The sequence below is a fragment of the Bradyrhizobium sp. BRP23 genome (assembly GCF_020194135.1).
Classification (GTDB): Bacteria; Pseudomonadota; Alphaproteobacteria; order Rhizobiales; family Xanthobacteraceae; genus Bradyrhizobium; species Bradyrhizobium yuanmingense.
This window is the reverse complement of sequence record NZ_JADYVW010000012.1, coordinates 224939-231616: the sequence shown is the minus strand read 5'-3', so window position 1 is coordinate 231616 and position 6678 is coordinate 224939. Positions and strand designations below refer to the sequence as shown.

General features: G+C 64.3%; 5 protein-coding genes. All 5 read left to right on the top strand.

Annotated elements, in window-relative coordinates; all coding sequences use genetic code 11:
• Nucleotides 1-361 precede the first annotated feature (361 nt).
• Entirely contained in the window at nucleotides 362-607 is a 246-nt protein-coding gene (locus tag I6F24_RS28765) for a PilZ domain-containing protein (protein ID WP_036002017.1), read from the top strand.
• Between the two features lie 352 nt (nucleotides 608-959).
• Nucleotides 960-2114: an iron-containing alcohol dehydrogenase gene (locus tag I6F24_RS28760; RefSeq protein ID WP_225152377.1), complete on the top strand. Its 1155-nt coding sequence runs from the start codon at nucleotides 960-962 to the stop codon at nucleotides 2112-2114.
• Nucleotides 2115-2132: 18 nt separating this feature from the next.
• Nucleotides 2133-3683, top strand: coding sequence for an AMP-binding protein (locus tag I6F24_RS28755; protein ID WP_036020173.1), 1551 nt, complete (start codon nucleotides 2133-2135; stop codon nucleotides 3681-3683).
• Between the two features lie 412 nt (nucleotides 3684-4095).
• Nucleotides 4096-5694, top strand: a complete 1599-nt coding sequence (locus tag I6F24_RS28750) for an ABC transporter substrate-binding protein (RefSeq protein WP_225152375.1) — start codon at nucleotides 4096-4098, stop codon at nucleotides 5692-5694.
• Nucleotides 5695-5727: 33 nt separating this feature from the next.
• The gene (locus I6F24_RS28745) at nucleotides 5728-6675 is read left to right on the top strand and encodes an ABC transporter permease (RefSeq protein WP_057025974.1); all 948 of its coding nucleotides are present in this window, start codon (nucleotides 5728-5730) and stop codon (nucleotides 6673-6675) included.
• Nucleotides 6676-6678 lie beyond the last annotated feature (3 nt).

Sequence of the window (6678 nt, the reverse complement as noted above, 5' to 3'; positions counted from 1 at the left end):
GGGGGTGACGGGGTGACTTCCCTTCTCCCCTTGTGGGAGAAGGTGGCATAGGCGGCCTACGGCCGCCGTCTTAAGCATACGCCGACGCGTAGCGTCGGCTACGGCGCCGGATGAGGCGTTGTTGCCGCGCGTGGGACCGTTCGCGAGGATAGAACCCCTCACCCGGCTTCGATGCTTCGCATCGAAGCCACCCTCTCCCACAAGGGGAGAGGGGAAGCGCACTCCGCTACCGCTGCTTTTGCCTTTCGCTGACACTTTTCGTTAAAATTCTCGGGCGCGGCTTAGGGGGATCGCATCAACTCTTTTCCATGATTGGGACAGATCAGCCGCCGCGACCTGCGGAGTTGGAGGAGACGTGCCAATGCATCCGCGCAAGTTCGTCCGTGTGAAGCCCGCAGGCCTGGTGTCACGCCAGGCCAAGATCATCACTGACCCGCGCGCGCCGGTGATCCCGTGCACGCTGATCGACTATTCGCCCGGCGGGGCCTGCGTCGATCTCGGCGGGCAGGTGACGATTCCCGATCGCTTCGAGCTGCTGCACGTCAACACCAAGAAGCGCTGCCGCATCGCCTGGAAGCGCGGCACGCGCGTGGGCGTGGTGTTTTGAGGGAATGGCGGCGGGTTGCTGGCCCTGCCTTTTTGGCAAGGACTCGCCTTGGAGAGATTTTCCCTGCGGCCATCCTTCGAGACGCCCGCTTTAAGCGGGCTCCTCAGGATGAGGGTGGAGTGCGCAGCGGCAGTTCTCGACGGGCACCGGCGCCGATGAGCCTCATCCTGAGGAGGCGCGTAGCGCCGTCTCGAAGGACGAGGCGTGCGCGCCGGCCGCCGCCACATCTCATCTTCAACAGCCCCGCCCCTCGCGCTGCGAAACGGCCAGCGTCTTCGCGCATGACTGACGTGGCGGGGTCGGCTAGATTGCGGCCACAACAACACCAACGAATTGTCCGGGGAGGACAGGCGTGCACCAGGGACGTGTCGTGTTCGGCGCGATCGAGGAGGTCGTGTTCGGCCATCCTGCGGCCGAAGCCATCGTCGCGCAGATGGACCGGCTCGGAACAAGCCGCGCCTTCCTGATGGTGTCGGGGACGCTGAACCGGCAGACCGATGAGATCACGAAAATCAGGGAGGCGCTCGGCTCCCGCTGCGCCGGCCTGTTCGATGCCATGCCGGCCCATACGCCGCGCGAGGCGGTGATCGCGGCGACACAAGCGGCGCGCGCGGCGGAGGCCGATCTGATCGTCACAATCGGCGGCGGTTCCATCACCGACGGCGCCAAGGCGGTGCAGCTCTGCCTTGCCAACGGCATCGACGATATCGCGGGCATCGACCGCATCCGCGTGCACAAGGGCGTTGCGCCCGAGATGAACGCCCCTCACGTGCGGCAGGTCAGCGTGCCGACCACGATCGCCGGCGGCGAGTTCTCATCGATCGCCGGTGTCACCGACCGCGCGAGCCACGTGAAGCAGATGCTGCGGCATCCGCTCGCGGTGCCGCGCGCGACCATCCTCGATCCGGCCATCACCGTGCACACGCCGGAATGGCTGTTCCTGTCGACCGGCATCCGCGCCATCGACCATTGCGTCGAGGCGATCTGCTCGCGCGAGACGCATCCTTACGCCGATGCGCAGGCGGTGAAGGGCCTCGCCATGCTCGCCGATGCGCTGCCGCGGGTGAAGGCCGATCCTTTAGATCTCGATGCGCGGATGGACGCGCAGATCGGCACCTGGCTGTCGATGGGGGCGCTCGCCGCCGGCGTTCCCATGGGCGCGAGCCACGGCATCGGCTACGTGCTGGGCGGTGCCTTCGACGTGCCGCACGGCTACACCTCCTGCGTCATGCTGCCGTCGGTGATGCGCTGGAACGCGCGCGACAATGCCGAGCGGCAGATGATCGTCGCGGCGGCCATGGGCTATCCCGGCCGCAATGCTGCCGACGTGCTCGACGCCTTCATCCGCTCGCTCGGCATGCCGCGCAGCCTTGCCGACGTGCGCATCTCGCCGGAGCATTTCGATGCGATCGCGGAAGCCGCGATGCGCACGAACTGGATTCCGCGCAACCCGCGCAAGATCGCTAGCTCCGCCGATGTGCGCGAGATCCTGCTCCTTGCCGCCTGATCGACATCCGGAGGATCGATGTACACAGGTCACCACGCCCGCCTGCGTCCGCTGCAGCCCGCCTTCATCATGGCGGCGACCGGCGAGGCCGTCACCTATCGCGACTTGGAGGCGCGCAGCAACCGGCTGGCGCACTTGTTCCGCCAGCACGGCTTGAGGCGGCTCGACCATTATTCAATCTTCATGGAGAACAATGCGCGTTATCTCGAAGCCTGCGGCGCGGGCGAGCGCTCCGGGCTCTACTACACCTGCATCAACTCGTTCCTGACGCCGGGCGAGCTCGCCTATCTGCTCGTCAACAGCCAGTCGAAGATTTTGATCACGTCGATGGCCAAGCTCGCCATCGCGCGCGAGGCGATCGAGGCTTGTCCCGACATCAAGCTCTGCATCGTCGCCGACGGCCCGGGCGAGAGCGAGCGCATCGTTGGCCTATCGGAGGTGACCGCCGGCCTGCCGGCAACGCCGATTCCCGACGAGTGGCTCGGCACCGCCATGCTCTATTCCTCCGGCACGACGGGACGACCTAAGGGCATCCTGCGCCCGCTGCCGGAGGAGAAGCCGAAGCACAATCTGCCGCTGTTCGATTTCCTGTTGAGGCTCTGGCACTACCGCGAGGGCATGGTCTACCTGTCGCCGGCGCCGCTCTATCATTCGGCGCCGCAGGCGGCCGTGAACCTCACGATCCGCATGGGCGGCACCGTGATCATCATGGAAAGCTTCGATCCCGAGCGTTACCTGCAGCTGGTCGAGCAATGGGGCATCACCCACACGCAATTGGTGCCGACGATGTTCTCGCGCATGCTGAAGTTGCCGGAGGAGGTGCGCGCCCGCTACGATCTGTCCTCGCTGGAGATCGCCATCCACGCCGCCGCGCCCTGTCCGCCGCAGGTCAAGGACGAGATGATCAAATGGTGGGGACCGATCATCCACGAATATTACGGCGCCACCGAAGGCCTCGGCTTCACCGCCTGCAACAGCGAGGAATGGCTGGCGCATCGCGGCACCGTCGGCAAGGTGCTGCTCGGGGACCTGCACATTCTCGACGAGAACATGCGGGAATGCCCGACCGGCACGCCCGGCCAGGTCTGGTTCAAGACGGCAACGCCGTTCGAATATTTCAACGATCCCGAGAAAACCAAGGAGGCGCGCTCTGCCGATGGGAGCATGAGCACGGTCGGCGACGTCGGCTATGTCGATGCCGACCGCTTCCTATACCTGACCGACCGCGCCACCTTCATGATCATCTCCGGCGGGGTGAACATCTATCCGCAGGAATGCGAGAACCTCCTGATCACCCACCCCAAGGTGGCGGACGCCGCGGTGTTCGGCGTACCCAATGCCGATCTCGGCGAGGAGGTGAAGGCGGTGGTGCAGCCGATGCCCGGCGTGGAGCCGGGGCCGGCGCTCGCCGAGGAGCTGATCGCGTTCTGCGCAAAGTCGCTGTCGCGGCAGAAGGTGCCGCGCTCGGTCGATTTCGAAAAGGAATTGCCGCGGCTGCCGACCGGCAAGCTGTACAAGCGGCTGCTGCGGGACCGGTACTGGGGGAACAAGGTCTCGCGGATCGTGTGAGGGTTTCCGCTAGGTAAGGTGCGCAAGCAAGCGCCATACACGCAACTGTCTTCCCGGGGCGCGACGAAGTCGCGAGCCCGGGACCCATAACCCCAGGAAGGAGTTGCGGCATGGGCTGGCAACTCCGAGTCTTCGCCAAACTCCTCCCTGTGGCTATGGATCCCGGATCGGCGCGCGCTGAGGGCGCGCTTGTCCGGGATGACAGCGGAGGTTGTTGAGGCGACCTCGCGCAAACTCTCACAGGAATCGCGTCTTCGCACCTGCACTCTCGCATGATGAGAGAAGCCCCCGAGATATTCCGTCATCCGAATTGTCGAGATTGCAGCTGGCCTTGCGGGTTGCCTCGCTGCACGCGCCTCGCTATCGTCTGGATAAACAGGCCGCAAAAGGCCGAGGTCCAGGGAGGATGAGCATGCGGAGCGTGTGGGCGCTCGCCGCAATGGCGGCGTTATCTGTGCTGACGGCCTCAACTGCCACGCTCGCCGGCGAGCCCAAGCAGGGCGGCATTTTGCGGATGTATCACCGCGACAGTCCGGCCAACGCCTCGATCCTCGAAGGCGCGACCTATTCGATCAACATTCCCTTCATGGGGGTGTTCAACAATCTCCTCATCTACGATCAGCACATCGCGCAGAACAGCCCCGATACGCTGCGGCCGGACCTCGCCGAAAGCTGGTCCTGGAGCAGCGACAACAAGAAGCTCACGTTCAAGCTGCGCCAGGGCGTGAAATGGCACGACGGCAAGCCGTTCACCTCGGCCGACGTCAAATGCAGCTTCGATCTGTTGATGGGCAAGTCGCAGCAGAAGCTGCGGCAGAATCCGCGCAAGGCCTGGTACAGCGAGGTCAACGAGGTCACGACCAACGGCGAATTCGAGGTCACCTTCGACCTGAAGCGGCCGCAACCCTCGCTGCTGGCGATGCTCGCCTCCGGCTACACACCGGTCTATCCCTGCCATGTCTCGCCGGCGGACATGCGCACCCATCCGATCGGGACCGGACCGTTCAAGTTCGTCGAGTTCAAGGCCAACGAATCGATCAAGCTGACGCGCAATCCCAATTATTGGAAGCAGGGCCTGCCCCATCTCGACGGCATCGAATACACCATCATCACCAACCGCTCGACCGCGATCCTGGCCTTCGTCGCCGGCAAGTTCGACATGACCTTTCCGACGCACATCACGATCCCGCTTTTGAAGGACATCAAGTCACAGGCGCCGAACGCGACCTGCGTCGTCGAGCCGACCAACGTCTCGACCAACATCATCGTCAATTCGACCTCCGCGCCGTTCGACAACATCGACATCCGCCGTGCGATGGCGCTCGCGCTCGACCGCAAGGCGTTCGTCGACATCCTGTTCGAAGGCCAGGGCGACATCGGCGGCACCATGCTGCCGCCGCCGCAGGGCCTCTGGGGCATGCCGAAGGACAGGCTGGAGACCATTCCGGGCTATGGCCGCGACATCAATGCCAACCGCGAGGAAGCCAGGAAGCTGATGCAGAAGGCGGGCTATGGTCCGGACAAGCGCCTCGCGGTGAAAGTCTCGACGCGCAACATCGCGGAATATCGCGACCCCGCCGTGATCCTGATCGACCAGCTCAAGACCATCTATATCGACGGCGAGCTCGACGTCGTGGAAACTGCGAACTGGTTCCCGAAGGTCGCGCGCAAGGATTACATGCTCGGCCTCAACCTGACCGGCAATGCCGTCGACGATCCCGACCAGTCGTTCTACGAGAACTATGCCTGCGGCTCGGAACGGAACTACACCAATTATTGCAACAAGGAGATCGAGAAGCTGTTCGACGTGCAATCGCAGGAGACCGACATCGGAAAGCGCAGGCCGCTGGTGTGGGACATCGACAAGAAGCTGCAGGAGGACGTCGCCCGGCCGATCATCTTCCATGCCCGCGCCGGCACCTGCTGGCACCCGCACGTCAAGGGCGTCACGATCATGTCGAACAGCTCCTACAACGGCTTCCGCTACGAGGATGTGTGGCTCGACAAGTGACGCAACGCTGACGGCTGGCGCGGAGGGCGGTGCATGTTTGCCTATCTGGTGCGGCGCCTGTTCCTGATGTTCGTGACCCTGTTCGGGATCTCGGTCGTCATCTTCTTCCTGCTGCGCATCGTGCCGGGCAACATCGTCGACATCCTGTTCGCCGCCGCCGGCTATGTCGATCCCGCCGACAAGGCCAATCTGGAGAAGGAGCTCGGCATCGACCGTCCCCTGATCGTGCAATATTGGCACTGGATCAGCGGTTTCATGCGCGGCGATTTCGGCTTCTCCTATGTCTCGGAGAAGCCGGCGCTGCAGGAGATCCTGCCGCGGATTCCGATCACGGCAAAGCTCGCCGGCCTCGCGCTGCTGTTCTCGGCATCGATCGGCATTCCGCTCGGCGTCATCAGCGCGGTGAAGCAGGGCACGAAGCTCGACTACGCGCTTCGCGTCGTCAGCCTCAGCGGGCTGTCGCTGCCCTCGTTCTGGCTCGGCCTTCTGATCCTCACAGCGTCCGTGGCGATGTTCGGGCAGATGCCGATCTTCAATCCCAACCCGAAGACCTGGCTCGAGGCGTTCGCGACCTACGCCGTGCCGGCTGCCGCCGTCGGCTTCCGCAGCGCGGCGCTGACCATGCGCATCACGCGCTCCTCGATGCTGGAGGTGCTGCGGCAGGACTACATCCGTACCGCCCGCGCCAAGGGGGCCTCCGAAGCGGCGGTGAACTATCACCACGCGCTGAAGAACGCGATCCTGCCCGTGATCACCGTGATCGGCATCGAGGCCGCGTTCCTGATCGGCGGCCTGATCGTCACCGAGACCGTGTTCAACATCCCCGGCGTCGCGCGCTTCCTGGTGGAGGCGATCCGCTGGCGCGACTATCCGATCGTGCAGAACCTCGTGATGTTCATCGCGGTCGTGGTGGTGTTCGCCAATTTCACCGTCGACATGCTCTACGCGGTGTTCGACCCGCGGATCAGGTACACGGATTAGGAG